The organism is Streptomyces sp. NPDC016851 (genome assembly GCF_055562795.1).
This window is the reverse complement of record NZ_JBVHEP010000017.1, coordinates 85444-109361: the sequence shown is the minus strand read 5'-3', so window position 1 is coordinate 109361 and position 23918 is coordinate 85444. Positions and strand designations below refer to the sequence as shown.

General features: G+C 73.0%; 20 protein-coding genes. 9 read left to right on the top strand and 11 right to left on the bottom strand.

Features of this window, described 5'->3' with window-relative positions; translation table 11 throughout:
* Window positions 1-74 precede the first annotated feature (74 nt).
* Both ACZ3I3_RS25870 and ACZ3I3_RS25865 read left to right on the top strand, forming a co-directional pair.
* Complete coding sequence (locus tag ACZ3I3_RS25870) at window positions 75-1748, top strand: PucR family transcriptional regulator (protein ID WP_467368836.1); 1674 nt, start codon at window positions 75-77, stop codon at window positions 1746-1748.
* A gap of 150 nt (window positions 1749-1898) precedes the next feature.
* Complete coding sequence (locus ACZ3I3_RS25865; protein WP_467368834.1) at window positions 1899-2678, top strand: hypothetical protein; 780 nt, start codon at window positions 1899-1901, stop codon at window positions 2676-2678.
* Between the two features lie 329 nt (window positions 2679-3007).
* Here ACZ3I3_RS25865 and ACZ3I3_RS25860 read toward each other — a convergent pair whose 3' ends face one another.
* On the bottom strand, window positions 3008-3841 hold the full coding sequence (locus ACZ3I3_RS25860; RefSeq protein WP_467368832.1) for a GntR family transcriptional regulator: 834 nt from the start codon (window positions 3839-3841) through the stop codon (window positions 3008-3010).
* Window positions 3842-4011: 170 nt separating this feature from the next.
* On the opposite strand from ACZ3I3_RS25860, the gene ACZ3I3_RS25855 reads away from it, so the two are divergent.
* Window positions 4012-4863 carry a (2Fe-2S)-binding protein gene (locus ACZ3I3_RS25855; protein ID WP_467368831.1) on the top strand — a complete coding sequence of 284 codons (852 nt, stop codon included), beginning with the start codon at window positions 4012-4014 and terminating at the stop codon, window positions 4861-4863.
* A gap of 314 nt (window positions 4864-5177) precedes the next feature.
* On the top strand, window positions 5178-6218 hold the full coding sequence (locus ACZ3I3_RS25850) for a DUF2637 domain-containing protein (protein WP_467368829.1): 1041 nt from the start codon (window positions 5178-5180) through the stop codon (window positions 6216-6218).
* Window positions 6219-6331: 113 nt separating this feature from the next.
* Here ACZ3I3_RS25850 and ACZ3I3_RS25845 read toward each other — a convergent pair whose 3' ends face one another.
* Both ACZ3I3_RS25845 and ACZ3I3_RS25840 read right to left on the bottom strand, forming a co-directional pair.
* A complete protein-coding gene (locus ACZ3I3_RS25845) occupies window positions 6332-6814 on the bottom strand; it encodes an ATP-binding protein (protein ID WP_467368827.1) in 483 nt (160 codons plus the stop codon).
* A 431-nt stretch (window positions 6815-7245) separates the two neighbouring features.
* On the bottom strand, window positions 7246-7869 hold the full coding sequence (locus ACZ3I3_RS25840; RefSeq protein WP_467368825.1) for a hypothetical protein: 624 nt from the start codon (window positions 7867-7869) through the stop codon (window positions 7246-7248).
* A 231-nt stretch (window positions 7870-8100) separates the two neighbouring features.
* On the opposite strand from ACZ3I3_RS25840, the gene ACZ3I3_RS25835 reads away from it, so the two are divergent.
* A complete protein-coding gene (locus tag ACZ3I3_RS25835; protein ID WP_467368823.1) occupies window positions 8101-9429 on the top strand; it encodes a helix-turn-helix domain-containing protein in 1329 nt (442 codons plus the stop codon).
* On the opposite strand, the gene ACZ3I3_RS25830 is transcribed toward ACZ3I3_RS25835, so the two are convergent.
* Window positions 9426-11168: a pyruvate dehydrogenase gene (locus ACZ3I3_RS25830; RefSeq protein ID WP_467368821.1), complete on the bottom strand. Its 1743-nt coding sequence runs from the start codon at window positions 11166-11168 to the stop codon at window positions 9426-9428. The genes ACZ3I3_RS25835 and ACZ3I3_RS25830 overlap by 4 nt on opposite strands.
* A 66-nt stretch (window positions 11169-11234) precedes the next feature.
* A complete protein-coding gene (locus tag ACZ3I3_RS25825) occupies window positions 11235-12053 on the bottom strand; it encodes a protein phosphatase 2C domain-containing protein (RefSeq protein ID WP_467368819.1) in 819 nt (272 codons plus the stop codon).
* A 1286-nt stretch (window positions 12054-13339) separates the two neighbouring features.
* Here ACZ3I3_RS25825 and ACZ3I3_RS25820 point away from each other — a divergent pair.
* A complete protein-coding gene (locus ACZ3I3_RS25820; RefSeq protein WP_467368817.1) occupies window positions 13340-13822 on the top strand; it encodes a DUF456 domain-containing protein in 483 nt (160 codons plus the stop codon).
* A 70-nt stretch (window positions 13823-13892) separates the two neighbouring features.
* Here ACZ3I3_RS25820 and ACZ3I3_RS25815 read toward each other — a convergent pair whose 3' ends face one another.
* The 5 genes from ACZ3I3_RS25815 to ACZ3I3_RS25795 all read right to left on the bottom strand — a co-directional run bounded on the left by ACZ3I3_RS25815 (window position 13893) and on the right by ACZ3I3_RS25795 (window position 20256).
* On the bottom strand, window positions 13893-14378 hold the full coding sequence (locus tag ACZ3I3_RS25815) for a methylated-DNA--[protein]-cysteine S-methyltransferase (protein ID WP_467368815.1): 486 nt from the start codon (window positions 14376-14378) through the stop codon (window positions 13893-13895).
* On the bottom strand, window positions 14378-15817 hold the full coding sequence (locus ACZ3I3_RS25810) for a DNA-3-methyladenine glycosylase 2 family protein (RefSeq protein ID WP_467368813.1): 1440 nt from the start codon (window positions 15815-15817) through the stop codon (window positions 14378-14380). The genes ACZ3I3_RS25815 and ACZ3I3_RS25810 overlap by 1 nt, the downstream gene beginning before the upstream one ends.
* Before the next feature lie 73 nt (window positions 15818-15890).
* The gene (rsgA, locus tag ACZ3I3_RS25805; RefSeq protein WP_467368811.1) at window positions 15891-16997 is read right to left on the bottom strand and encodes a ribosome small subunit-dependent GTPase A; all 1107 of its coding nucleotides are present in this window, start codon (window positions 16995-16997) and stop codon (window positions 15891-15893) included.
* Between the two features lie 207 nt (window positions 16998-17204).
* The gene (locus ACZ3I3_RS25800) at window positions 17205-18695 is read right to left on the bottom strand and encodes a cellulose-binding domain-containing protein (RefSeq protein WP_467368809.1); all 1491 of its coding nucleotides are present in this window, start codon (window positions 18693-18695) and stop codon (window positions 17205-17207) included.
* A 235-nt stretch (window positions 18696-18930) separates the two neighbouring features.
* The gene (locus ACZ3I3_RS25795) at window positions 18931-20256 is read right to left on the bottom strand and encodes a radical SAM protein (protein WP_467368807.1); all 1326 of its coding nucleotides are present in this window, start codon (window positions 20254-20256) and stop codon (window positions 18931-18933) included.
* Between the two features lie 179 nt (window positions 20257-20435).
* Between ACZ3I3_RS25795 and ACZ3I3_RS25790 the strand changes: the two genes are divergently transcribed.
* Window positions 20436-21101, top strand: coding sequence for a hypothetical protein (locus tag ACZ3I3_RS25790; RefSeq protein WP_467368805.1), 666 nt, complete (start codon window positions 20436-20438; stop codon window positions 21099-21101).
* Window positions 21098-21436, top strand: a complete 339-nt coding sequence (locus ACZ3I3_RS25785) for an inner-membrane translocator (RefSeq protein ID WP_467368803.1) — start codon at window positions 21098-21100, stop codon at window positions 21434-21436. Before ACZ3I3_RS25790 ends, ACZ3I3_RS25785 begins: the two co-directional genes overlap by 4 nt.
* Window positions 21437-21457: 21 nt before the next feature.
* Here the strand turns inward: ACZ3I3_RS25785 and ACZ3I3_RS25780 are convergent, their stop codons facing one another.
* Window positions 21458-22465, bottom strand: coding sequence for a hydroxyacid dehydrogenase (locus tag ACZ3I3_RS25780; RefSeq protein ID WP_467368802.1), 1008 nt, complete (start codon window positions 22463-22465; stop codon window positions 21458-21460).
* Window positions 22466-22635: 170 nt separating this feature from the next.
* On the opposite strand from ACZ3I3_RS25780, the gene ACZ3I3_RS25775 reads away from it, so the two are divergent.
* Window positions 22636-23892, top strand: a complete 1257-nt coding sequence (locus tag ACZ3I3_RS25775) for a D-arabinono-1,4-lactone oxidase (RefSeq protein WP_467368800.1) — start codon at window positions 22636-22638, stop codon at window positions 23890-23892.
* Window positions 23893-23918: the final 26 nt, after the last annotated feature.

Sequence of the window (23918 nt, the reverse complement as noted above, 5' to 3'; positions counted from 1 at the left end):
GCGTGACCTGGGACACAGCCAGGACCGGCAAGATCCACCATGGATTTCGAGACAAAGAACGGCGGCGACGAGAAATGCGGCTGCGCGCACTGCTGGACACCGACGCGCTGGGCCTCAAGCTGCTCGGCGGCGAGGACGAGCTGGACCGCTCCGTGCGCGGGGTGATGACCACCGACCTGCGCGACCCCAGCCGCTACCTCTCGGGCGGCGAGCTGGTCCTGACGGGCCTGGCCTGGCGCCGGGACGCCGCGGACTCGGAGCCGTTCGTGCGGATCCTGGTGCAGGAGGGGGTCACGGCCCTCGCCGCGGGCGAGGCCGAGCTCGGGGACGTACCGGACGACCTGGTCGAGGCCTGCGCCCGCCACCGCCTGCCGCTCTTCGCGGTGCACGAGTCGGTGGCGTTCGCGACGATCACCGAGCACGTCGTACGGCAGGTCTCCGGCGAGCGCGCGGGCGACCTCGCGGCCGTGGTGGACCGCCACCGCCGGATGATGACCTCGGGCCCGGCGGGCGGCGGCCCGGACGTCGTCCTGGACCTCCTGGGCTCCGACCTGGACCTGCGCGCCTGGGTCCTCTCCCCCACCGGCCGCCTGATCGCGGGCCCGAAGGCGGCGGGCCCCGCCCTCACCGCCGAGACCTGCGGCCGGCTGGCGGCGGAACACCTGGCCGCCACCCGCACGGGCCGCCGCGCCCCGCACCGCGTCCTCCTGGGTGGCACCACCTACTCCCTCTTCCCCATCCGCTCGACGGGCCGCGCACCGCAGACCGCCCGGGACGCCCGCGAGACGGTCCTGTCCGACTGGCTGCTCGCCGTCGAGGCGGACGCCGGGGACTGGGCGGAGGAGCGCCTCGACCTGCTCTACGGCGTCACCCAGCTGATCGCGGTCGAGAGGGACCGGCGCGAGGCCGCCCGCACCGTCCGCCGCCGCCTCGCCCAGGAGGTCCTGGAACTGGTCCAGACGGGCGCTGCCCCCGCGGAGATCGCCGCCCGTCTCCGGGTGGCCGCCCCGGTCCTGCTGCCCGGCCTCGGGGCCGCGCCGCACTGGCAGGTGGTCGTGGCCCGGGTCGACTGGGACGGCGCCGAGATCGAGGAGGGCCCGGTCGCCCAGGCCCTGCTCGAGGAGATCCTCGTCGACCCCCTGTCGCCGGGCCCGGAGCACTCCGACCGCATCGCCGTGGCCCACACGGGCGACGAGGCCGTCGCCCTCGTCCCGCTCCCCGCCGTCCCGACGGAGCCCGACGGCTCCGGGAGCGACGTCCTCGCGGACGCGCTCCTGGAGTCCGTCCGGGACCCCCTGACGGCCGGCCTGAACGACGACGGCCGTCTCACGCTGGGCGTCAGCGCGGCCGTGCACTCGGCGGAGGGCCTGCGCGGCGCACTGGAAGAGGCCCGCCACGCCCGCCGGGTGGCGGCGGCCCGCCCGGGCCGGGTCTGCGCGGCGGGACACCAGGAGCTGGCCTCCCACGTCCTCCTGCTGCCCTTCGTCCCGGACGACGTCCGCCGCGCCTTCACGGCCCGCCTCCTGGACCCGCTGCGTGATTACGACCGCCGCCACCGCGCAGAGCTGATCCCCACGCTGGAGGCGTTCCTGGACTGCGACGGCTCCTGGACGCGCTGCGCCTCCCGGCTGCACCTCCACGTCAACACCCTGCGCTACCGGGTGGGACGCATCGAGCAGTTGACGAGCCGTGACCTGTCCCGCCTCGAAGACAAGCTGGACTTCTTCCTGGCACTGCGCATGAGCTGATACACAGGGTGTCCCGGCGGCAAACCCGGGACACCCCCGAGTCCCACGACTTTGTGAAATCCTTCACCCACCCTCTTGGCCCGGCCCCGCGATTCGTGCTGAGATGCCGCCACCACTCAACAGCTCGATGGCGTGCTCGGGGAGGGCAACGTGGCGCATTCCGCCATGTCTGGTAACGGAACGACCGCCGGTGACGATCCCCTCCAGACCGCGGTATGGCGGCTGCGCTCACGCGCGTGCTGGTCCGACGCGGCCGCCCTGCTGCTACCGGCCACCCCCGCGGCGGCGCTGCAACGCGCCTCGCTGCTGGTGGAACGGTGTCTGTACACGGAGCAGGGCTGGGAGGAGGCCGAGGACGCCCTGCGCACGGCGGAGGCGCTGGCCCACAGCGACGACGAGCGGGGCGCGGCCGCTTGTGAACGCGGGTACTTGGCCTACGCCTCGACCGTGCTCGCGGTGCGCGACCGGGCCGACGAGGCGCGGGCGGCGCTGGGGCGGGCCGCGGCGCTGGTCCCTCCGGGGGCTGAGCAGCGGGCCCTGCTGGACTTCCGTCGCGGGCTGGTCGCGGAGAACCTGACGCGTTCCCCGCAGGCGGCGCGGGCCGCGTACCGCCGCGCGCACGCGGGGGCGACGGCGCAGTCCGACCCGTTGCTGCTGTCCTTCACGTGGCGGCACCTGGCCGGACTCGCGTTGCGGGAGGGGGAGTTGGCGGAGGCCCGGCACGGTTTCTCGGAGTCGCTGCGGATCCGTGAGGAGCTGGGTTATCTCGTCGGTACGGCACCGGCGCTGGTGTCGCTGGCCGACACGGAGACGGAGCCGGAGGCGTCGCGCCTGCGGGAGGAGGCCCGGCGGTTGCTCCGGTTGCTCGGGGGGGTGCCGACGTGGCTGGCGCGGCAGTTGGCTCCGGTGCCTCCGGCGGCTACGGCTTGAGGGCGCTGTCAGGTGCCCGGCGTGGTCGCTGAGGCCGGGTGGGTGCGCAACTCGGCGCGACGAGGTGCCGCTGCGCCCACCCGTGCCGCCTGGGGGCACCTCCCAGGCCCTTAAGGCACTGGGGGAGGCACGACTGCCCGCAGCTCAGTGCGCCCGCACCCGCGTACGCACGGAAGGGGACGTGTCGGGGGGTGTCCGCCCGCAGCGGTTGGCGCGTCAACGGACAGTTAGTCGGTTCGCAACCCCATCGCGCCGTTCCGAGGACGGACACCCCCCGGCGCGGCCCCGACCCACACGCCGGCCGCAGGCGCACGGCGCGACACCCCCACTCAGCCCGCGCCCGCGAAGTGCTCCCCCACCAGCGCCCGCACCACGTCCAGATCGCGGGCGATCAACGCGTCCAGCAACGCCGTGTGTTCATGCGCGTCCGCCACCAGATCGGCCCGGCCCCGTATCCCCGGCCCGCTCCCCACCAGCGGCCACTGCGCCCGCCGGTGCAGGTCCTCCGCGATCTGCACCAGCTGATCGTTCCCGGAGAGCGACAGCACCGCCCGGTGGAACCCCCGGTCGGACTCCGCGTAGGTCGCCCGGCAGCCGGAGGACGCCGCGCGGACCGTCGCCTCGGCGAGAGGGCGCAGCGCGGCCCAGCGCTCCGCCGGCACCGTCCGCGCCAGCCGCAGCATCACCGGCACCTCGATCAGCGCCCGCACCTCGGCCAGCTCCGCCAGCTCCCGAGCCCCCCGCTCGACCACCCGGAACCCACGGTTCGGCACGACCTCGACGGCACCCTCCAGGGCCAGCTGCTGCATGGCCTCCCGCACCGGCGTCGCCGAGACCCCGAACCGCTCGCCCAGCACGGGCGCCGAGTACACCTCCCCGGGCCTGAGATCCCCGGCCACCAGCGCGGCCCGCAGCGCGTCGACGATCTGCCCGCGCACCGAGGACCGCTGGACGACGGGCCGGCTGCGCGGAGCAGCCGGCGGGGCGGGCTCACTGTGCGTGTGCTCCCCCCGCACCTCGGCACCGGTGCCAGGCCTCAGCCGCCCCGCATCCGCCGCCCCGGCCTGCTGCGGCACCCGGGCCTGTCCACCCGGCAGCTCCGCCCCCGGCACCCCCGCCCTCGGCACCTCCGCCCCGGCGGAGCCCTGCGCGCCCTGCTTCACGGCTCGGCTCCTCCTCCGGACGTATCGGTACTTGGGGTCATTACGGCGGGTTGTTACTCGTCCGTCAAGCACCATAAGCGCACCGGCCGCCAGTTCAAATCCCAGCGATCTTCGATAAGGTAAGGCTTACCTTCAAACAATCCGTTCAACAGACGCGGACCGGTGATCACATGCCCCAGCCCCCTTCGGCCCTCTCCGGCGCGTACGCCCGTCTGGCCGAGGTCCTCCCGGGGCTGGCCATCACGGAGCTGACCGCCGAGAACGAAACCCCCCAGGGGGGCAACTGGATCACCGCCGCCGCGCTCGCGGAAGCCGGCCCCGGCCTCGACACGTTCCTGTCCTGGGACGACGCCCAGATACGCCGGGACTACGGCCGGCAGGCACGGCCCGATGTCATCGCCAGCTTCGGCCTGCACCGCTACGCCTGGTCCGCCTGCCTCCTGATCACCGTTCCCTGGTTCCTGCACCGCCGCGTCCCCCGTTACCCGGTGACGCACGTCTCCTACGACCGCACCGCCCCCGCCCACCCCGTCGGCCACCTGGCCGTCCGCCCGTCCGGTTTCGCCTGCCTGCCCGGCGACGAGGCCGCCGCACTGCCCGGCGCCCGGGTCGTCCCGGACGAGGAGGCGCTGCGGGCCGAGGTGCGGTCGGCGGTCGCGGATCACCTGGAGCCGGTCCTGGCCGGTTTCGGCCCCCGGATGCGGCGCCGCGGCCGGGCCCTGTGGGGTATGGCGACGGACGAGATCGTCGAAGGGCTCTGGTACGTCGCCCAGTTGCTCGGCGAGATCGAGGAGCGGCGCGCGATGCGCGAGCTGGAGCTGCTGCTGCCGGGCGCGACCAAGCCGTACGTGGGCACGGCGGCCTTCCGTGAACTGACCGGCCCCGACGGGGAGCCACTGCGCACCCGGGACCGCGCGAGCTGCTGCATGTTCTACACCCTGCGCCCCGAGGACACCTGCGCCACCTGCCCGCGCACCTGTGACGCCGACCGCGTCACCAAGCTGCTGGCCACGGCCAGTTGAAACAACCCCGGGCAGACCAGGACAGAGCAGTCCCGCCACCCCGGTAGGATCATCGCCGCACCGGCCACCCACTCGCGTGCAGCCGATTCACCCCTTCCCCACGGGTCACGGAAAGTTTCCGGGGAACCACCCGCACGGGTACTCTTCTTCGAACTCAACTCCTGCTCTTCAAGCGGCAGTTCGAGCAGAATGCCGCCCAGGGTAATCCCTTGCACTTCCTTGGCGGCCTCTTGCCCCGAAACCCCCTGAGGGCCGGTGGGATTGGGCCACTATGGCGGGCGTTACGCCCTATCCCAATGCAAGGGACCACCCAGATGAGACTGACCGACATATCGCTGAACTGGCTGCTTCCGGGCGCCGTGCTTCTCCTGGGCATGCTGGCGGCGGTGGCGGTGCTCGCGCGCGGCAAGCGCTCCTCGGTCAAAGACACGAGCGCGGACGATTCCTGGGAGCGCAACGAGGAACGCCGCAGACGCAAAGAGGCCCTTTACGGCACCGTCTCCTACGTCCTCCTGTTCTGCTGCGCGGCCGTCGCCGCCGCGCTCTCCTTCCACGGCCTGGTCGGCTTCGGCGAGCAGAACCTCGGCCTTTCCAACGGCTGGCAGTACCTCGTCCCGTTCGGCCTGGACGGCGCGGCGATGTTCTGCTCCGTACTCGCCGTGCGCGAGGCCAGCCACGGTGACGCGGCGCTCGGCTCGCGGATACTGGTCTGGACGTTCGCGTTCGCCGCGGCCTGGTTCAACTGGGTGCACGCGCCCAGGGGCGTCGGCCACGACGGCGCCCCCCACTTCTTCGCCGGCATGTCCCTCTCGGCGGCGGTCCTCTTCGACCGCGCGCTGAAGCAGACCCGCCGGGCCGCCCTGCGCGAGCAGGGCCTGGTGCCGCGCCCGCTGCCGCAGATCCGTATCGTGCGCTGGCTGCGCGCCCCGCGCGAGACGTACAGAGCCTGGTCGCTGATGCTTCTGGAGGGTGTGCGCAGCCTGGACGAGGCCGTCGACGAGGTGCGCGACGACAAGCGCAAGAAGGACGAGGCCCGCCAGCGGCGGCGCGACCAGCAGCGCGTGGAGCGCGCCCAGTTGAAGGCGATCAGCCGCGGTCACCGCGGCCATCTCGGCCGTGGTGCCGGCCGGCAGCTGGAGGTGCAGGTGGAGCGCGGCTCCTCGCAGGTCACCGCGGAGCCTGCCATATCCGCGCCGGAACCACTGCCCGTGCGCTCGCGTCCCTCCCTTCAGCCCGTTCGCCACGGGGCTGACCCGGTGACCGTCGACCTCACCGCGGAGGACGACACGCAGGCGCTGCCGCGTCTGGACTCTCTGGAGCGCAAGCTCAAGGACCTGGAGCAGCAGTTCGGCTGACCGAGCGGCTCAGAGACAGCGCCGGGAAGGGGCGTGGCCTGCGGGCCGCGCCCCTTTCCCCGTTTTCCCCGCTTTCCCCGTTCTTCTGCGCTTCTCTCTCCGTGCGGCCGTGTTCACGCCGCCTCGGCCTCCAGCTCGAACCAGACGGCCTTGCCCACGCCGTGCGCCCTGACTCCCCAGGCGTCCGCGAGGGACTGCACCAGGAACAGGCCTCTGCCGTTCGTACCGTCGTCGGCGACCGGTACGCGCAGCCGGGGCCTGCGGGCCACGAAGTCCCGTACCTCCACCCGTAGTCCACGGGGTCCGACGGTGGCGGTCAGGACCGCGTCGTGGTCGGTGTGGACGATCGCGTTCGTGACGAGTTCGCTGGTGAGCAGTTCCGCCACGTCCGCTCGCGCGGTCCTCCCCCACTGCCCGAGCAACTCCCGCAGGGCTCTGCGGGCTTCCGGCACGGCCCGCAGGTCGGCCCGCCCGAGTCTGCGCCTCAACTGAGGCGCCGGCACCTGCTCCGTGACGTCTTCGGCCTGGTCCTCCGCCGTCTTCGCCGAGAAGGCCCCGATCGTTATGGGACCGCCTCCTCGTGCCTGCCTCTCCATGACCCCCGCCCGCGCGCCGATGTCGGTTCCCCTCCTGCTCGAACACGTTCACGGGGATCCATGCCCCATCGGGCACGCGGCAGTCATGTCGAATCGTCAACGACCGGATGTTCGGCCATGTGGCCGGGACCGGCGAGCCGGGCGGAGGGGCCGTGAGCAGTACGACGGCGAAGGGAAGGGGGACAAGAGGGTAGCCGCAAGACGTCCCGCGTCGGATCCTGACCGCCGGAGATCGGACGAACTGCCGATGGGCGGCTGCCGATCCTTCCGTACGCGGTGAAGGGATGGTGCGACCGGTCCCCGCGCGGGGCGGTCCCGTGAAGTTGGCCGAAGTACGACGGTCTCCACCGCGGCTTCCGGCCGGTACGGGGGCCGTCCTCCCGACCCCCGTGGCGGGAGGACGGCCCCGGTCCCTTCCGGTGGCCGCCCGGTCAGTACAGCTTGTTGACGGCGGTGGTCGTCGTCTTCTTGAAGGCGGCCACGGGCGCGTCGTCGAAGTCGCCCATCTGCCCCCACTTCACGACGGTGACGGTCCTGCCGTCCCGCCCGACGGACAGCAGCGAGATGTCCGTGGCGCCCCAGGACGTCTCGGTGTGCAGGCCACGGACGCGGGCGCCCTCCTCGACGGGCAGCGAACCGTAGTCCCGGCCCTCGGCCTCGACGTCAGGGTAGGACTCCTCGATGCGGTCGGCGCAGGTGCGGATCAGGTCGTCGTAGTGCTTCGCCAGGGCCTTGGCCAGGGCGGGTGTGGTCGCCACGACGGTCAACTGCACGGCGCCGGTGTCCAGGTCGGTCCGGAACTCCCGGTGCTTGTAGTCGTAGTCGAGCACGCCCTCCGTGCTCACGCAGGAGCCGAGTCCCTCCGGGAACCCGTCGGTGACCGGGCCGGCCGTCCAGGCCGAGGTCGGGTGCGGCGGCAGCTGGGACGCCGACAGGAACTTCGGTGCGGAGGCCTTCGGCGCGGCGCCGGCGGCCGGTGCCGTGAGGACCGTGCCCGCCGCGAGGGCGGCGACGGTCAGGGCGGCGAGAGCGCTTGCTCGGATGCGCATGGGCATGGGTGTTCCCCCGTGAACGAGTGCGTGGATGTGGGTGCCGCGGCGAGGCCGGCTGGTCGGCCCGGGCCTGGTCGGTGCGACACCAAGAGCATCAGCGGTCCCACCGCCCGGATGCAACAGCTCGCAGCCGATCCGGCACGGTGGAACCATCCCAGCCCGTCTGACGTGCAGGTACATGGGGTGCCTGGGATGCCGTTCCGGGCCGGGCCGAGCTGTAAGGACGGGGGAACGGTGTCGGTGCAGGACGACGTCGACGACGTCGGGGAGTTCGCGGCGCTGCTGAGGACGCTGAAGGAGCGCACGGACCGCAGTTACGGTTCACTGGCCCGGCGCCTGGCCATGAACACCTCGACCCTGCACCGCTACTGCGCGGGCGAGGCGGTCCCGCTCGACTTCGCGCCCGTGGAGCGCTTCGCCGCCCTGTGCGGGGCGTCAGCGGAGGAACGTCTGGAGCTGCACCGCCGCTGGCTCCTCGCGGTGGCGGCACGTCAGCGTCCTCGGCCGGCGAGCACTGCCGGTACGGCGGAGACGGGCACGGATACGGACACGGATACCGACACCGACACCGACACCGAGATGGTGGACGGCCCTGTCGAAAGCCCTCCGGAAGCGGACTCACTCCCCGGCCGGCCCTGGTACCGCCGCAGACGCGTCGCGGTCGGACTGGCCGCCGCCTGCGCGGTGTTCGCGGCGCTCGGGACCCTCGCCGCGCTGCCGGACGGGCGGCGTGCGTCCGCCGGCGACCGGCCCGGCACTGCCGCTCCGGCCCCGTCCGGTACGGCGAAGACGGAAGCCCCGGACGAGAGGAAGAGCCCCTCCCCTGCCCCGAGCGGCACCTCCCCCACTCCGCGGCGGTCTTCACCCTCCGCCGCCCCGAAGCCGCTGAAGCCCTCCCCGTCACCCTCCGTCCGCACCACCCCGCCCGCCGGCGGAACCGCCTCCGGCCCACCCCTCACCTGGTCCGCCGACTCCCAGGCGTGGAAGCTCGGCTGTGGTCACGACTACGTCGTCGCCGAGCCGCCCGAGCAGGTGCCACCGCCGCCGGTCCCCCAGGACGCCGGGGTCTGGGCCGCGTCGCAGAACGCGGTGCACGGCGGCGAGACGCTCGTGCGGCTGTCCGTGCAGGGGCGGACCGACACGGCCGTCGTGCTGGAGGCGCTGCGCGTACGCGTGGTGGGGCGCTCGGCCCCGGCGCCGGGCAACGCCTATGCCATGGACCAGGGGTGCGGCGGTTCGATCACCCCGCGCTCCTTCGACGTGAACCTGGACAAGGACCGCCCCATCGCCCGCGCGGTGGCCGGGAGCGACGCGGGTACGCCGATCCCGGCGGTGCGCATGCCCTACCGGGTCTCCGCCCGCGACCCGGAGGTGCTGCTGGTCAACGCCAGGACCCAGGGGTGCGACTGCCGCTGGTACCTGGAGCTCGACTGGTCCTCCCAGGGCCGCACGGGCACGGTCCGGATCGACGACGCCGGCCGCCCGTTCCGGACCAGCGGCATCAAGGGCCTGCCCCGCTACACGTACGACACATCCGAACGCCGGTGGGCGCCGTACAGCTAGAGCCTGGGCACGTTGCGCAGGTTGGAGCGGGCCATCTGGACCATGCGGCCGACCCCGCCGTCCAGCACCATCTTGGAGGCGGACAGGGCGAACCCGGTCACCATCTCCGCCTTGATCTTGGGCGGGATGGACAGGGCGTTGGGGTCGGTGACGACGTCGACGAGCGCCGGGCCCTTGTGCTTGAAGGCGTCCTTCAGGGCTCCGGCGAGGTCCTTGGGCTTCTCGACGCGTACGCCGTAGGCACCGCAGGCCTGGGCGACGGCGGCGAAGTCGGGGTTCTTGTTGGTGGTGCCGTAGGACGGGAGTCCGGCGACCAGCATCTCCAGCTCGACCATGCCGAGGGAGGAGTTGTTGAAGAGGACGACCTTGACCGGGAGGTCGTACTGCACCAGCGTCAGGAAGTCGCCCATCAGCATGGAGAACCCGCCGTCGCCGGACATCGAGACGACCTGCCGCTTCCGGTCGGTGAACTGCGCACCGATCGCCATGGGCAGCGCGTTGGCCATGGAGCCGTGGGAGAAGGAACCGATGACGCGGCGACGGCCGTTGGGTGAGATGTAGCGGGCGGCCCAGACGTTGCACATGCCGGTGTCGACGGTGAACACCGCGTCGTCGGAGGCGACTTCGTCGAGTACGGACGCCACGTACTCGGGGTGGATCGGCGTGTGCTTCTCGACCTTGCGGGTGTAGGCCTTCACCACCCCCTCCAGCGCGTCCGCGTGCTTCTTCAGCATCCGTTCGAGGAAGCGGCTGTTCTTCTTCTCCTCCACCCGCGGGATGAGGCAGCGCAGCGTCTCGCGCACGTCGCCCCACACCGCGAGGTCCAGTTTCGAGCGGCGGCCGAGGTGTTCGGGCCGGACGTCGACCTGGGCGATCTTCACGTCGTCGGGGAGGAAGGCGTTGTACGGGAAGTCCGTGCCGAGCAGGATCAGCAGGTCGCACTCATGGGTGGCCTCGTAGGCGGCGCCGTAACCGAGCAGCCCGCTCATGCCGACGTCGAACGGATTGTCGTACTGGATCCATTCCTTGCCGCGCAGGGCGTGCCCCACCGGGGACTTGATCTTCCCGGCGAACTCCATGACCTCGGCGTGAGCACCGGCCGTGCCGCTGCCGCAGAACAGGGTGACCTTGTCGGCGTCGTCGATCATCTCGACGAGCCGGTCGATCTCGGCGTCGCCGGGGCGGACCGTCGGCCGGGACGTGACCAGCGCGGTCTCGGCGGCCTGCTCCGGGGCGGGCTCGGCGGCGATGTCGCCGGGCAGGGAGACGACGCTGACGCCGGAGCGGCCGACGGCGTTCTGGATGGCGGTCTGGAGCAGCCGGGGCATCTGCTTCGGACTGGAGATCAGCTCGCTGTAGTGGCTGCACTCGGCGAACAGCCGGTCGGGGTGGGTCTCCTGGAAGTAGCCGAGGCCGATCTCGCTGGACGGGATGTGCGAGGCGAGGGCGAGGACCGGGGCCATGGAGCGGTGGGCGTCGTAGAGGCCGTTGATGAGGTGGAGGTTGCCGGGCCCGCAGGAACCGGCGCAGGCGGCGAGCTTGCCGGTGATCTGCGCTTCCGCCCCGGCGGCGAAGGCGGCGGTCTCCTCGTGCCGGACGTGGATCCAGTCGATGGCGGAGTTGCGGCGGACGGCGTCGACGACGGGGTTGAGGCTGTCGCCGACGACCCCGTAGAGGCGTTTGACTCCGGCGCGGGTCAGGATGTCGACGAACTGCTCCGCGACGTTCTGTTTGGCCATGTCTGTCGTCTGCCCCTTCGGTCTCCTGGGATCCCTCCGGGTTCCATCAAGTCACACCAGGCGCCGTCACGCCTCCCAAACGGCCGCGGCCGTACGGTCGTCCGCATAACCCTTGACCCGTACTTGGGAGTCCGCGAGGAACGCGGCGAGGCCGGGCGGCTCGGGGCGGGACCACCGCTCGGCGAGGTAGTCGCCCAGTTCGGGTTCGCCGCGCAGCGGGTCGGCGAGGCCGCCGCTGCACACGAGGAGCGTGTCACCCGGGCGGGCGACGGAGGTACGGAAGCGGAAGGGTTCGCGGGGTGGTTCCGGGGCCGGTTCGTAGGGGCTGGGCGGGGTCGGGATGCCCAGGTCCATGGTGAGCCGGTCGCCGCCGGGCGTCTCGGAGGGCGGCGATCCGAAGCCCACGACGGGTTCACCCTTGATCTCGGTGACCTGGGGTTCTATGTCCTGCCACTCGCCGTCCCGCAGCCGGAACAGCCCGCCGGGTCCGACGCCGAAGAAGACGCGCGTACGGCACTCGGGGTCGCCGGGCAGCAGCAGACAGCGCAGGCCGGCCGCGTACTCCTCCGGCTCGACGCCCTGTTCGGCGGCGCTGGCGCGGAGCTTGCCGAGGCTGCGGTCGGTGAGGCGGTGCAGCCCGGACTTGAGGTCGCCGCGCCGCCCCGCCCTTATGTCCTCCACGAGCCGCGCGTGACTGCGCCCGACGGCCCGGCCGATCCAGTGACAGGCCTCTGCGGCGGCCCGGTGCGCCCCCGGTGTGGCCCGGGCCCCGGTCGCCATCGCCACCAGCAGCAGCGCCTGCTCGCCGGTGCCGAACCGCGCGGTCAGCAGCGAGTCCCGCCGTGGCTCCCCCCGGTACCGCGCGGAGTCCCCCCGCACGGACACGGCCCGCAACGTGCAGGCCCCGTACCGGGCCCCGTCGAGCACGGTGTCCGCGACGAGGTCGTCCAGGTCATCGGGGTCGGCGAGCGGGAGGGCAGTGGGCTCGGCGTCGTAGGTGGGCGGCCGCGAGCCGACGTGCCCCCGGGGCCGGGGGGAGGAAGCGGGGCGCTCGAACCCGGACTCGGATTGGTCGGGCGGGAGGTCGGTGGGTGGAGGTGGGGTGGGTGGGGAGTCGGCGGGCGGTGTCGATGTGGGCGGGGAGTCAGGGGGCGGAGGTGGGGTGGATGCGGAGCCGGCGCGCGGAGGGGGCGCGAGCGGGGAGCCGACCGGCGGGGGTGGCGTGGGCACTGAGCCCACGGGCGGGGGTGATGTGGGCGAGGAGCCGATCGGCGGGGATGACGTGGGCGCGGAGCCGGCAGGCGCTGGTGGCGTGAGGGGAGGGCCCGCGGGGCGTGGTGGTGCCGGCGGCCGATCGGCCGGGGCTGAGGACGCGGTCCCGCCCGGCCGGGGGGCGCGGAGCGCGGTCCCCTCGGGCCCGGTCCCGGAGTACTCGGCGCCACCCAGCTCGGTGGCGGTGACGTCGGCCGCGCCGGGGCTCGGCTCGGCCGCCGGATCCGTGGGGCCCCTGGGCGCGGCCCCGGCCGTGGTGGAACCGGTCGCCTCGGGGCTCGGCCAGACGGGAGGGGCCGGGGGCGGCGGGGGGACCGTCGGTGGGGCGGGGGGCGTCCCCTCCGGCCCTTGCCGTTTCGCCGCGGTCGGGAAGGTCACCGGGCCCGTGGGGCGCGCGGGCGGTGGTTCCCAGGGAGCGCGCTGGGGTGAGGGGCCGGAGGCTCGTGGGGTGTCCAGGACGTCGTCGGCCCCCGCCCGCGGCGCCGGAACCACTGGCTCCGACACGGCCCTCTCCCCCGCCCCGGCCCCTGGAACACTCCGGCCCTCCACCGCCCCCGCCGCCGAGGCGAAGCGGTCGTCGAGGGAATCGGGTGCGGGTGTGGGGCCCGTGTCGCCGGTGGAGTCGTCGTACAACTGCCCCCACCAGTCGTCCTCGGGACCGGTGGGCCTTCCCCCCTGCTGGCTCATGCCCCTAATTGTCCACCGCACAGGCCGGATGAAAACGGGGCTTGTGGAAAAACCGGCCTCTTACGGCACCGCGAACCCGTGCGCCGGGTGAGCCATAGAACGGTCATGCGATATGAGGGCCGATCACCGGCCGCGACCGGCTGACCTGCGGGTCTGGGGCACAACCACGCTTCTGACCTGCGCCTTCTCCCGTGTTCCGGCAGGCTGGTCAGATGGGAGTGTGGGACCTCCTGCTGGTCGGGCTGGTCATCCTGCTCGGTCTGTACGGAGTGTTGCTGCCCGCGGTGCCCGGATCGCTGCTGGTGTGGGCCGCGGTCATGTGGTGGGCCCTGAAGGATCCGCAGCCCGTCGCCTGGTGGATCCTGGTGGGAGCCACGGCCTTGATGTTCGTCTCCCAGGGCGTGCGCTGGGCCCTGCCGCCCCGGCGGCTGCGGGCGAACCGCGCCACCCACCGCATGCTGTCCTACGCCGGAGCGGGATCCACCCTCGGCTTCGTCCTGCTCCCCGTCATCGGCGCGATCCCCGGCTTTCTGGCCGGTATCTACCTGGCCGAACGCCTCCGCCTCGGCCGCCACGCCGAAGCCGTCGCGGCCGTGCGCACGGCGATGCGCTCGGGCGGCTCCAGCGTGCTGGCGGAGTTGTTCACCTGCCAGCTGATCGCGGCGGCCTGGGTGGGGGCCGTGTTCGGCGCGTGAGCACACACCCGGAGAACGCACCCGGAGAACACCCCGAGCACACACACTCCGAGAACACCACTCCGGCCCCCTACAGCACCCCCTCGTGCGTCAGCAGCCGTACCTTGCGCTCCAGGCCGCCCGCGTAGCCGGTCAGTGTCCCGTCCGCCCCGATCACCCGGTGGCACGGCCGGACGACCAGCAGCGGATTGGCGCCGATCGCCCCGCCCACGGCCCGCACCGCGGCCCTGGGCGCTCCGATGCGCGCGGCGATCTCGCCGTAGGTCACGGTCGAGCCGTAGGGGATGTCGTCCAGCGCGGCCCACACCTTCTCCCGGAAGACGGAACCGTCGTTGCGCCACGTCAGCCGGAACTCCTTCAGTTCCCCGGCGAAGTAGGCGGCGAGCTGCTCCTCGGCCTCCCGGAAGGGCCCCCGGTCCTGCCGCCAGTCGTCCTCCACCAGGCGTCCGCCCTTCTGACCGGGCACGGACAGCGAGGTCAGCGCGCCGTCCGGAGCGGCGGTGAGGAGCAGCGGCCCGAGCGGGGAGGCCACGTTCGTCCAGTACGTCGAGGTCATCACAACTCCCACTTCCCTGCTGCGCGCAGGTGGTTCAGGGCGTACGAGCGCCAGGGGCGCCAGCTGTCGGGGACGTCGGCGCCGGGTGGGGCGACGTCGGGGTCGCCGAGGGCGCGGGTGCGGATCTCGGCGACGGTGCGGGCGTCCAGGCCGGGCACGGCACGCAGGGCGTCCTGTGCGTCGTCGCGGTCGACGCCCGGGTCCAGGCGTACGGCGTGGTCGGCGAGGGCGGCCGTGAGTGCGCCGAGGGTGCCGCCGGGTTCGGCGCCCGCGAGCACGGCCGGTTCGGGGAACAGGTGGGTGAGGCTGCCGCAGGGGGCGTCGAGGGCCTTGCCGTAGCGCCGTACGAGCCGTTCCGCCTCGGTCCGGCCGACGAGTGCGCGTACCGCGAGTTCCTCCGGGTCGGCGGTGCCCGGCGAGCGCAGGCCGGGCCGGGCGGCGACCAGGGGTGCGAGCACCGGGTCGGCGCCGAGGCGCTCGTCGACGGCGTAGGGGTCGGCGTCGAGGTCGAACTGCCGCCGCAGCCGCTGCACGGCGGTGGTGAGGTCGCGGGGGTCGGTGAGGTGCAGCCGGGCGTCGAGCCAGCCGCCCGGGTGGGCGCCGGACCCGGTCCGGGCGGCGCCGGGGCGTTCGTCGACGGCGACGATGCCGGTGCCGTACGGCAGGCGCAGCGTGCGCCGGTAGGTGCGCGCGCCGGGCGGGCCGCCGACCTCCTCGACGCCGGGCACGGCCTCGCGTGCCAGCAGGTCGAAGACGGGGCCGGCCTGGTAGGGGCCGCGGTGGGCGAGCCGGAGCGGGATGCCGGCGTCCGGGGTGGCGGTACGCCGGGCCCGGCCGTTCTTCGGCGCTGCGGCGGCGCGCAGTTCGCTCGGGGTCGACGCGTACACGGCCCGGACGGTGTCGTTGAACTGCCGGACGCTGGCGAAGCCCGAGGCGAACGCGATCTCGGTGATCGGCAGGTCGGTGGTCTGCACGAGGACGCGCGCGGTGTGGGCCCGCTGGGCCCGGGCGAGGGCGACCGGCCCGGCGCCGAGCTCCGCGGTGAGCTGCCGCTGCACCTGCCGTGCGCTGTAGCCGAGCCGCCCGGCGAGCCCGGCGACGCCCTCGCGGTCGACCACGCCGTCGGCGATCAGCCGCATGGCCCGGCCCACCACGTCCGCGCGGACGTTCCACTCGGCGGAGCCGGGCACGGCGTCCGGGCGGCACCGCCGGCAGGCCCGGAAACCCGAGCCCTGCGCGGCGGCGGCCGTGGCGAAGAACCGTACGTTGGCCCGCTTCGGGGTGACCGCGGGGCAGCTCGGCCGGCAGTAGATGCCGGTCGTCTCGACGGCGAAGAAGAAGGCGCCGTCGAAACGCCCGTCACGACTGCGTACGGCTTCGTACCTGGGGTCTCCCCCCGTGTCTCCCGTGTCTTCGTGCCTGGTGTCGTCGTCCTTCACGGTGTCCAGTCTCCGCCGTCGGCGGGACTCCCGCTGGCGGGAATCGGACACGGCGCTCGGGACGCCATGCGGTTTACGAACGCCAGTGCGGTCCGCGCTTCGCCTCCATCGCGGCCCTTCCGATCGCGCCCTTGCGCTTCCAGTCCTTGCGGATCTCCGCGCGGAGCCGGGCGTCCGTCTTGGCGACGATGCGCTGGTTCTCCCGCAGGAGCTTGCGGTAGCTGTGCAGCCGCCGCTCGGGCAGGTCGCCCTCCTCGACGGCGGCCAGCACGGCACAGCCCGGCTCGGCCTCGTGGACGCAGTCGTGGAAGCGGCACCGCTCGGCCAGTTCCTCGATCTCGGAGAACACCTGCCCGACGCCGGTCCCGGCGTCCCACAGTCCGACGCCCCGCAGTCCGGGTGTGTCGATCAGGACGCCCCCGCCGGGCAGCGCGAGCAGGTTGCGGGTCGTCGTGGTGTGCCGGCCCTTGCCGTCGACGTCCCGGGTGGCCTGGACGGTCATGACGTCCTCGCCGAGCAGCGCGTTGGCGAGGGTCGACTTGCCCGCGCCGGACTGCCCGAGCAGTACGGACGTCCCCCCGGCGACGATCGCCGCGACCACGTCGAGACCGGCGCCGTCGACGGCGCTGACGGGCACCACCGGCACGCCGGGCGCGCTGGTCTCCACGTCCTGGACGAGGTGGGCGAGGGTGACGGCGTCCGGCACGAGGTCGGCCTTGGTGAGGACGACCAGGGGCTGTGCCCCGGATTCCCAGGCGAGCGCGAGGAACCGCTCGATACGGCCGAGGTCGAGCTCGCCGGTGAGGGGCACGGCGACGATGGCGTGGTCGACGTTGGCCGCGAGGATCTGCCCCTCGGACCGCTTGGAGGAGGTGGAGCGGATGAACGCGGTGCGGCGCGGCAGGTAGGCGCGGACGTAGCGCGGGTTCCCGCCGGGTTCGACGGCGACCCAATCGCCGGTGCAGACGACCCGCATCGGGTCGTGCGGCGTGACGAAGGCGGTGTCGGCCCGCAGCACTCCGTCTGCGGTGACGACGTCGCACTGCCCGCGGTCGACGCGGATCACGCGTCCGGGCAGCAGTCCTTCGGTGTCGTACGGGGCGAACTCGCCCGCCCACGCGTCGTCCCAGCCGTAGGGAGCGAGCGCGGCGGAAACGGAGGAAGCAGAGCTGGTAGTCAAGGGTGACCTTTCCCAGGTCGGCCCCCGGCCCGACAGTCGGTCGGATCAGCCGGCGGCCACGGAGGTGGACGTGATGGATTCCTGGATGCGGGCAGCGCCCATCGCAATGACAGCCATCGGTCAACACCTCCTCGATCCTCGACTCTTCGTGTTCCCCCGGCACTTCGTGGAACCGGCGTCACGCTATCCCGTCACGGGCCGGCCGCGTCAACTGCTTTTCGCGCAGTCCTGCCCGTTCAGCGTGAAGTCGTACGGCGGGGAGTTCTTGCCGCGCCAGGAGGCGATGAAGCCGAAGGCCAGGTCGCCGCCCGCGGGGACCGCCTTGTTGTAGTCGGCGGCGGTGGCGGTGACGCGGGAGCCGTCCTGTCCGACGGAGGCGTCCCACATCTGGCCGACCTGCTGGCCGTCGCGGAAGGACCAGGACACGCGCCAGGAGTCGAGGGGCTTGCTGCTGGTGACGGTGACCGTGGCCTGGAAGCCGTCGGGCCACTGGTTGACCAGGTCGTACTCGACCCGGCAGGTGGGGCTCTCGCTCTCGTGGTCCTTGGTGGGAGTGGAGGTGCCCTGCGGTTCGGTGTGGCGGTTTCTGCCCTCGGGTTTGGCCGGTTTCTCCGACTTGCCGGTGTTCTCGGTGGCGTTGTCGGCCGGCTTCGAGGTCGCGGGAGGCAGGTCGGGGGCGGACGGCAGGGGCGGGTCGGGGTTGGGGTCGGCCACCGGCTGACGGCCTGCGTCGCCGCGTGCGCCGAGGTCGTCGCCGGAGCCGCCGAAGGGCATCATCGAGACGCCGAGCGCGAGGAGGGAGACCAGGACGGCGGCGACGAGGAGGCCGTTGCGGGCGACGCGCGCCTTCTGCTCCCCGTCCTCCGGTTCTCCCGTCGCCTTGTCCGCCGCGTCGGGCCGGCCGGCGCCGAGCCGTACCTCGGCGGCGCGGCGGCGGCGCTCCAGGTAGGCGAGGCCGCCCCAGCCGATCACTCCGCCGGCCAGTGCTCCGGGCAGTCCGCCGCCGTGCAGCCGCAGACAGGCAGCGGCCTCGGCGCACTGGACACAGGTGGCGAGGTGCCGGGAGAGGTCGCCCGGCGTGTCGGCGGCGGAGGAGCGGGTGACGGCGTCCAGCAGCCGGGCGTAGCTGCGGCACTGGGCGTCCATCGGGGTGTCGAGGTGGTTGCGGTGGCAGCGGTCCCGGAACAGGGTGCGCACCTGCTGGAGTTCGTCGGCGGCGGTGGCCGGGTCGAGGCCCAGGCGGCGGGCGACCACGGACAGCGGCAGCGCCTCCACCTCGGCCAGCCACAGCAGTTCGGCGTCGGCCTGCTGGAGGTCGCGCAGGCCGCGCAGCGCGAGCGGGCGCGTCAGGGGCGGGCCGGTGAAGCGGGCGGCCTTGTCCGAGTTGAGCCACAGGCGCAGGTCGGGGTCGAGTTTGTGGCCCTGCCCCTCCTCTTCCCAGGCTGCGGCCGTGGTGCGTACGGCGGTCAGCAGCAGGGGTATCCGGGGCAGCCGGGCCGCGCGGCGGCCGGCGTTTCTGGCCTGGCCGGTCCCGGCCGCGCGGGCCTCACGGGTGCCGTGCGCGAACGCCTCACGGCCCAGCTGTGCGGCGGCGGCGGAGCCGGACGTGCACAGGTCGGCGTACGCGAGGACCGCGTCCCAGCACTCGGAGAACAGCGCGGCCTCGGCGGCGTCCTGAGGGGTCGGCAGGTCGGGCATGGGTCTCCTGCATCCACGAGCGAGGTCAACTCACCACTTGGGCAATGGAGTTGGGGGAAACCTCGCGGCAGGGCAAGAGCTTTTCACGCCACCCACACAACTGACAAGCGCCCTGTTCAGATGTCAGGGCAGGGCGGCAGGCCCCCACGGCTCCGGCCTTTGTATGCCGTACGGACACAGCCGCCCTGAGACTCAACGCCGTACCGCAATGATGGACGACGTCATCGAAGCGTTATCAAACGGCGGTGGGTGCGTCCGCCGGCAGGCTGTCCATGAAGGAGCTGACGGAGAATACCGCGTTGCCGGCGCCGGGCGGGCCGTAGCCGGGAGGCGAGGCGAGGCCGAAGTCCTCCATCGTCTGCCGGTACGCCTGGAGCAGGCGGATGTGGTACTCCAGCGGCGCGCCCTGGGGGTTGGCCTTGCCGAGGGGCGTCGTGGGCTCCGGGCACCAGGTGGTGAAGCGGGGCGTGATGCCGTGGGACATGAAGAAGCGCAGGCCCTCGGTGGTGGAGGCGATGGCCTCGTCGACCGTCTTGAAGCCGAAGGGCTCGGCCATCTCGACTCCGGCGACGAAGTTGGGGATGACGTTGCGCGCGCCGAAGATCTCCGCCGAGTCGAGGATGCGCTTGTGCCACTCGTCGCGGCCGACGTAGCGCTCCTTGCCCGGGCAGTACATCTTGAACAGGTACTCGTCCCACACCTCGTAGTTGGGGTGGTAGATCTGCACGCCGTAGTCCTTGAAGCGCTGCACGTCGTCGCGCGGCAGCGCCTGGGCGACGACCTTGCCGATCCACCGGCCGGGGAAGCGCTCCTCGATGGCCTTGGCGTAGTGGCCGTAGAAGTCGGCCTCGTCGCGGCCCGAGACCGTCTTGGTGATGGCGCCGCCGGTGAGGGTGTAGGCGGTGGAGGCCTTCGCCGTGTCGTAACGGTCGATGATCTCCAGTGCCTCCAAGACCTCCTCGACGTCCTTGACCCCGGTGTACGGGCGCCCGGCGGCCTTGTGCTGGCGCCAGTTGTGGTTGATGTCGCAGTACTGGCACTCCTCCTTGGCGCCGAAGTACTGGCAGACCCGGAAGACGGTCAGGTAGATCAGGTAGCCCCACTGGATGGTCGGGGCCACCTCCATGACCGACTTCCCGCTGGCGAGGGTGTGCCGGTAGTACTCGGGCATCGGCGGCACGCCGACGTCGGAGATGCGCTTGCCGTCGAGGTAGAGGCCGAGCACGCCGTCGTCGTTCGCGGCGACGCGGTACGGCGAGGACGGGTTCACGCGCACCGAGACGACGGTCCGGCGCAGGTCGTAGGGGCCGCCGGTGAGGATGATCTCCTCCGGCGGGCGGCGCAGCGCGGCCTCGCCCAGCTCGGGCAGGGTGCCGTGGTCGAAGGAGAAGATGAAGTACGACTTCGGCTTGACCTCGCCGCCCTCGTTGTCGCTGAGCGCGGACGGGTCGAAGGCCACGCCGCCCCGGAGCAGGTCCTCCTTGAAGACGGCCTCCCGCGGGACGTGCGGGAATCGCTCCATCAGATCCTCGACCAGCGCGGTACGGCTGCCGCTGCCCATGCCGTGTCTCCTCCCGGTTCGGACGTACGACTCCTCACGGTATGCCCATGCGTGTGCGAGCCCGGTACCGGGGCCCCCTGACTCGGGTGAACGCCCTCCGGCCCGCGGTCAGCGGCCCGGCGGCCTGTAGCGTGCCTTCCCGCGGCGGAGCCCACGGCCGCGGGGGTGGAGGAGCGGGGATGTCAGGCATACGCAGCGGCACGAGGACACCACCGAGCAGGACGGGCGGGCCGCCCGTCGGCCCGTGGAAGTCGGTGCGGCGCACGGCCGGGGTGGCGGCGTTCGGATGGGCGTCCGCGGCGGCCATCACTGGCCTCGCGTACCTGACCTTGGGCTCGGAGGCGGTCCCCATCATGGTCGGGGTGGCCCTGTGCATCACCTTCGCCGTGCTGCTGCTCCTTCTCCACCGAGCCGTGTGGCTGACCGCACTGTCCGCGGTGCCCGCGTTGTTCGTCCTCGTCGGGGCCGTCCAGTACGCGCCCGAGGCGGCCCTGGAACAGCGCGGCGTGCGCGAGAGCGTGGTGATCGTGGCCGACAGCGCGGCCGGCACGTCGAGCGAGAACCATCGCTTCACCCTCCGGGGGACGGACGGAAAGGAACTGGAGGAGAAGCTGGGGTTCGACGGCGACGCCTGGGCTCCGGAGGTGGGTGACCGGCTCGACGTCGTTCGGGACCCCGAGGGCGCCGTCCCGATGGAGCAAGCGGATGACGTCGATGCCGCGGGCCGGCTGGGCGGCCTGATCGGCGGCACGGTGACGTGGACGTTGATGGCGGTGCTGGCGGGCTGGCGCGGCCATGTCCGCCGACGCCGGGGGCGCGACTCCCTGATGTACCAGCTCCTGTGACCCGGAGCGAGCGTGAGCAGCCCGACGCCGGGACCGATGCGTTCACCGGGGGATGTCTCCTGCTGCTCGTGCTGGTGGCGGACGCGGCGGCCGCACTTGTGGTCTTCATCCTGCTCGCGGCACGGGGGTGGCGCCGGATGGGCGCCGGGGTCGGACAGCCCCCGGTCGGCCCGCCGCCCCCGGACTGGACCCCACTGCTGTCCTTCGGGGCCCTGGCCCTGGCAGTGGGAGTGACGGGCGTCCTGCTGCTGCGGGTCGGGAACCGGTTCATCGGGGCGGTCCAACTGGTGCTGTGCGTCCTCCTCACGGTCCACGCGCTGGGGTCATGGCCCTGACCCGGGAACGATCGAGGCGGCTCAGGCCTCGCGCTCCAGTGCCGCCGGGTCGACCGCGTACGCCAGTTTCCCGCCGGTCAGCAGCCGTTCCGCCTCCTCCGCGACCGTCAGGCCGAGGCGGGCCAGCTCGTTGCCCTGGGAGCCCGCGAGGTGCGGGGTGACGAAGGCTCCGGGCAGGTCGTAGAGGGGTGAGTCGGCGGGCAGCGGCTCGGGGTCGGTGACGTCGAGGATCGCGGTCAGGCGCCCGGCGCGCAGTTCCGCCACGAGGGCGTCGTGGTCGACCAGGGCGCCGCGCGCGGTGTTGATGAGCACCGCCCCGTCGGGCATCAGGGCCAACTCGCGGCGGCCGATCAGGTGGTGGGTCTCGGGCGTCTCGGGGGCGTGCACGGTGACGATGCCGGACGTGCGCAGCAGGTCGTCCAGCGGCAGCAGGGGGACGCCGAGCGCGGCGGCCGCCCGCTCGTCGACGTACGGGTCGGTGAGGGCGGGCCGCAGATCGAAGGGGCGGAGCAGTTCGAGGACGCGGCGGCCGATGCGGGAGGCGCCGATGACACCGACGCGGCGGCCGTAGTTGCCGATGCCGGGGACGACGCCCCAGCCGGAGGAGGTGCGGGTGGTGCGCATCCGGTCGCGGGCGGCGAGCACGTCCTTCCCGGCGAGCAGGATCATGGCGAGGGTGTACTCGGCGACCGGCAGCGCGTTGGCGGCGGCGGCCGAGGAGACGGCGATGCCGCGCCGCCAGATCCCGGGGGTGGCGAAGGACTTGACCGAGCCGGCCGAGTGCAGCACGGCGCGCAGCCGGGGAGCCGCGTCGAGGACCGCCTCGTCGAGCCGGGGGCAGCCCCAGCCGGTCACCAGGATCTCGGCCCGGGCCAGCGCGTCGCGCACGCGGGGGTCGGCGAAGTCCCGCACCACGAGCGCCGGGTCGATGTCCACGGACTCCCGCAGCCGGGCCAGCACCTCGGGCGGGAAGACCTGCGGCACGTTCTCGGCGGTCATGGCGAACAGTGCCTGGGGGCGCTGGCTCAAGGAGGTGACCTTCCGGTTCGGAGAACGGCGGGAACGCCGGTAGAAAACGCTCTCTACCGCTCTGTCCACGGTAGACCGAGCCGGGCGGCAGCGGCAACGGAGGGTGGGCCCGGGGTAGGTTCCGGCAGGGGGCTTTCCCGGTCCCCGCCGTTTCGGGGAAGGACGACGCGATGAACGGGACCGTGACCAACTGGGCGGGGAACATCACCTACGCGGCCAAGGAACTGCACCGGCCGGGCTCGCTCACCGCGCTGCGCGCCCTCGTCGCGGACAGCGACCGGGTGCGGGTGCTGGGCAGCGGACACTCGTTCAACGAGATCGCCGAGCCGGGCGCCGAGGGCGTCCTGCTGTCGCTGGCCGACCTGCCGCAGGAGGTGGACGTCGACACTGCGGCCCGCACGGTCCGGGTCGGCGGCGGCGTGCGCTATGCGGAGCTGGCCCGCCGGGTGCACGGGCAGGGGCTCGCGCTGCACAACATGGCGTCCCTGCCGCACATTTCGGTGGCCGGGTCGGTCGCGACCGGCACCCACGGCTCGGGCGTGCTCAACGGCCCGCTCTCGGCGGCCGTGCGCGAGGTGGAGCTGGTCACGGCGGACGGCTCGACGGTGACCATAGGCCGGGACGAGGAGCGGTTCGGCGGGGCCGTCACCTCACTCGGCGCGCTCGGCGTCGTCACCGCGCTCGCCCTCGACCTGGAGCCCACCTTCGAGGTCGAGCAGCACGTGTTCACCGAACTGCCCTTCGCGGGGCTGGACTCGGGGACGTTCGAGACGGTGATGGCGACGGCGTACAGCGTCAGCCTGTTCACCGACTGGCGCGCGCCGGGCTTCCGGCAGGTGTGGCTCAAGCGGCGCTCCGACCAGCCGCTGCCCGCCTTCCCCTGGGCCTCCCCCGCCACCGAGAAGATACACCCCGTGCCGGGGATGCCCGCGGTCAACTGCACCGAGCAGTTCGGTGTGCCGGGGCCGTGGCACCAGCGGCTGCCGCACTTCCGGGCGGAGTTCGTCCCGAGCAGCGGGGCGGAGCTGCAGTCGGAGTACCTGCTGCCGCGCGGGCACGCCGTCGAGATGCTGCACGCGCTCGACGCGATCCGGGACACCATCGCGCCCGTCCTGCAGACCTGCGAGGTGCGCACGGTCGCCGGCGACGACCAGTGGCTGAGCCCCTCCTTCGGCCGGGACACCGTCGCCGCGCACTTCACCTGGGTCGAGGACACACCGGCGGTGCTGCCGGTGGTGCGGCGGGTGGAGGAGGCGCTGGAACCGTTCGGGGCGCGGCCGCACTGGGGGAAGGTGTTCACCGTGCCCGCGTCCGCTCTGCGCGGGCTGTATCCGCGGCTCGGTGATTTCCGGGCGCTGGCGCGGGAGCTGGACCCGGAGGGGACGTTCGCCAACGCCTTCGTGCGGGACGTGCTGCGGGAGGCGTAGCGGGCCCGGGGGACGACGCGCAGCGG

Excerpts from the sequence above, each read along its gene's own strand:
- ACZ3I3_RS25870 (WP_467368836.1), top strand. The coding sequence starts at position 75 with ATGCGGCTGCGCGCACTGCTGGACACCGACGCGCTGGGCCTCAAGCTG.
- ACZ3I3_RS25855 (WP_467368831.1), top strand. The coding sequence starts at position 4,012 with ATGCCCCAGCCCCCTTCGGCCCTCTCCGGCGCGTACGCCCGTCTGGCC.
- ACZ3I3_RS25850 (WP_467368829.1), top strand. The coding sequence starts at position 5,178 with ATGAGACTGACCGACATATCGCTGAACTGGCTGCTTCCGGGCGCCGTG.
- ACZ3I3_RS25845 (WP_467368827.1), bottom strand. The coding sequence starts at position 6,814 with ATGGAGAGGCAGGCACGAGGAGGCGGTCCCATAACGATCGGGGCCTTC.
- ACZ3I3_RS25840 (WP_467368825.1), bottom strand. The coding sequence starts at position 7,869 with ATGCCCATGCGCATCCGAGCAAGCGCTCTCGCCGCCCTGACCGTCGCC.
- ACZ3I3_RS25830 (WP_467368821.1), bottom strand. The coding sequence starts at position 11,168 with ATGGCCAAACAGAACGTCGCGGAGCAGTTCGTCGACATCCTGACCCGC.
- ACZ3I3_RS25820 (WP_467368817.1), top strand. The coding sequence starts at position 13,340 with ATGGGAGTGTGGGACCTCCTGCTGGTCGGGCTGGTCATCCTGCTCGGT.
- ACZ3I3_RS25815 (WP_467368815.1), bottom strand. The coding sequence starts at position 14,378 with ATGACCTCGACGTACTGGACGAACGTGGCCTCCCCGCTCGGGCCGCTG.
- ACZ3I3_RS25800 (WP_467368809.1), bottom strand. The coding sequence starts at position 18,695 with ATGCCCGACCTGCCGACCCCTCAGGACGCCGCCGAGGCCGCGCTGTTC.
- ACZ3I3_RS25795 (WP_467368807.1), bottom strand. The coding sequence starts at position 20,256 with ATGGGCAGCGGCAGCCGTACCGCGCTGGTCGAGGATCTGATGGAGCGA.
- ACZ3I3_RS25790 (WP_467368805.1), top strand. The coding sequence starts at position 20,436 with ATGTCAGGCATACGCAGCGGCACGAGGACACCACCGAGCAGGACGGGC.
- ACZ3I3_RS25775 (WP_467368800.1), top strand. The coding sequence starts at position 22,636 with ATGAACGGGACCGTGACCAACTGGGCGGGGAACATCACCTACGCGGCC.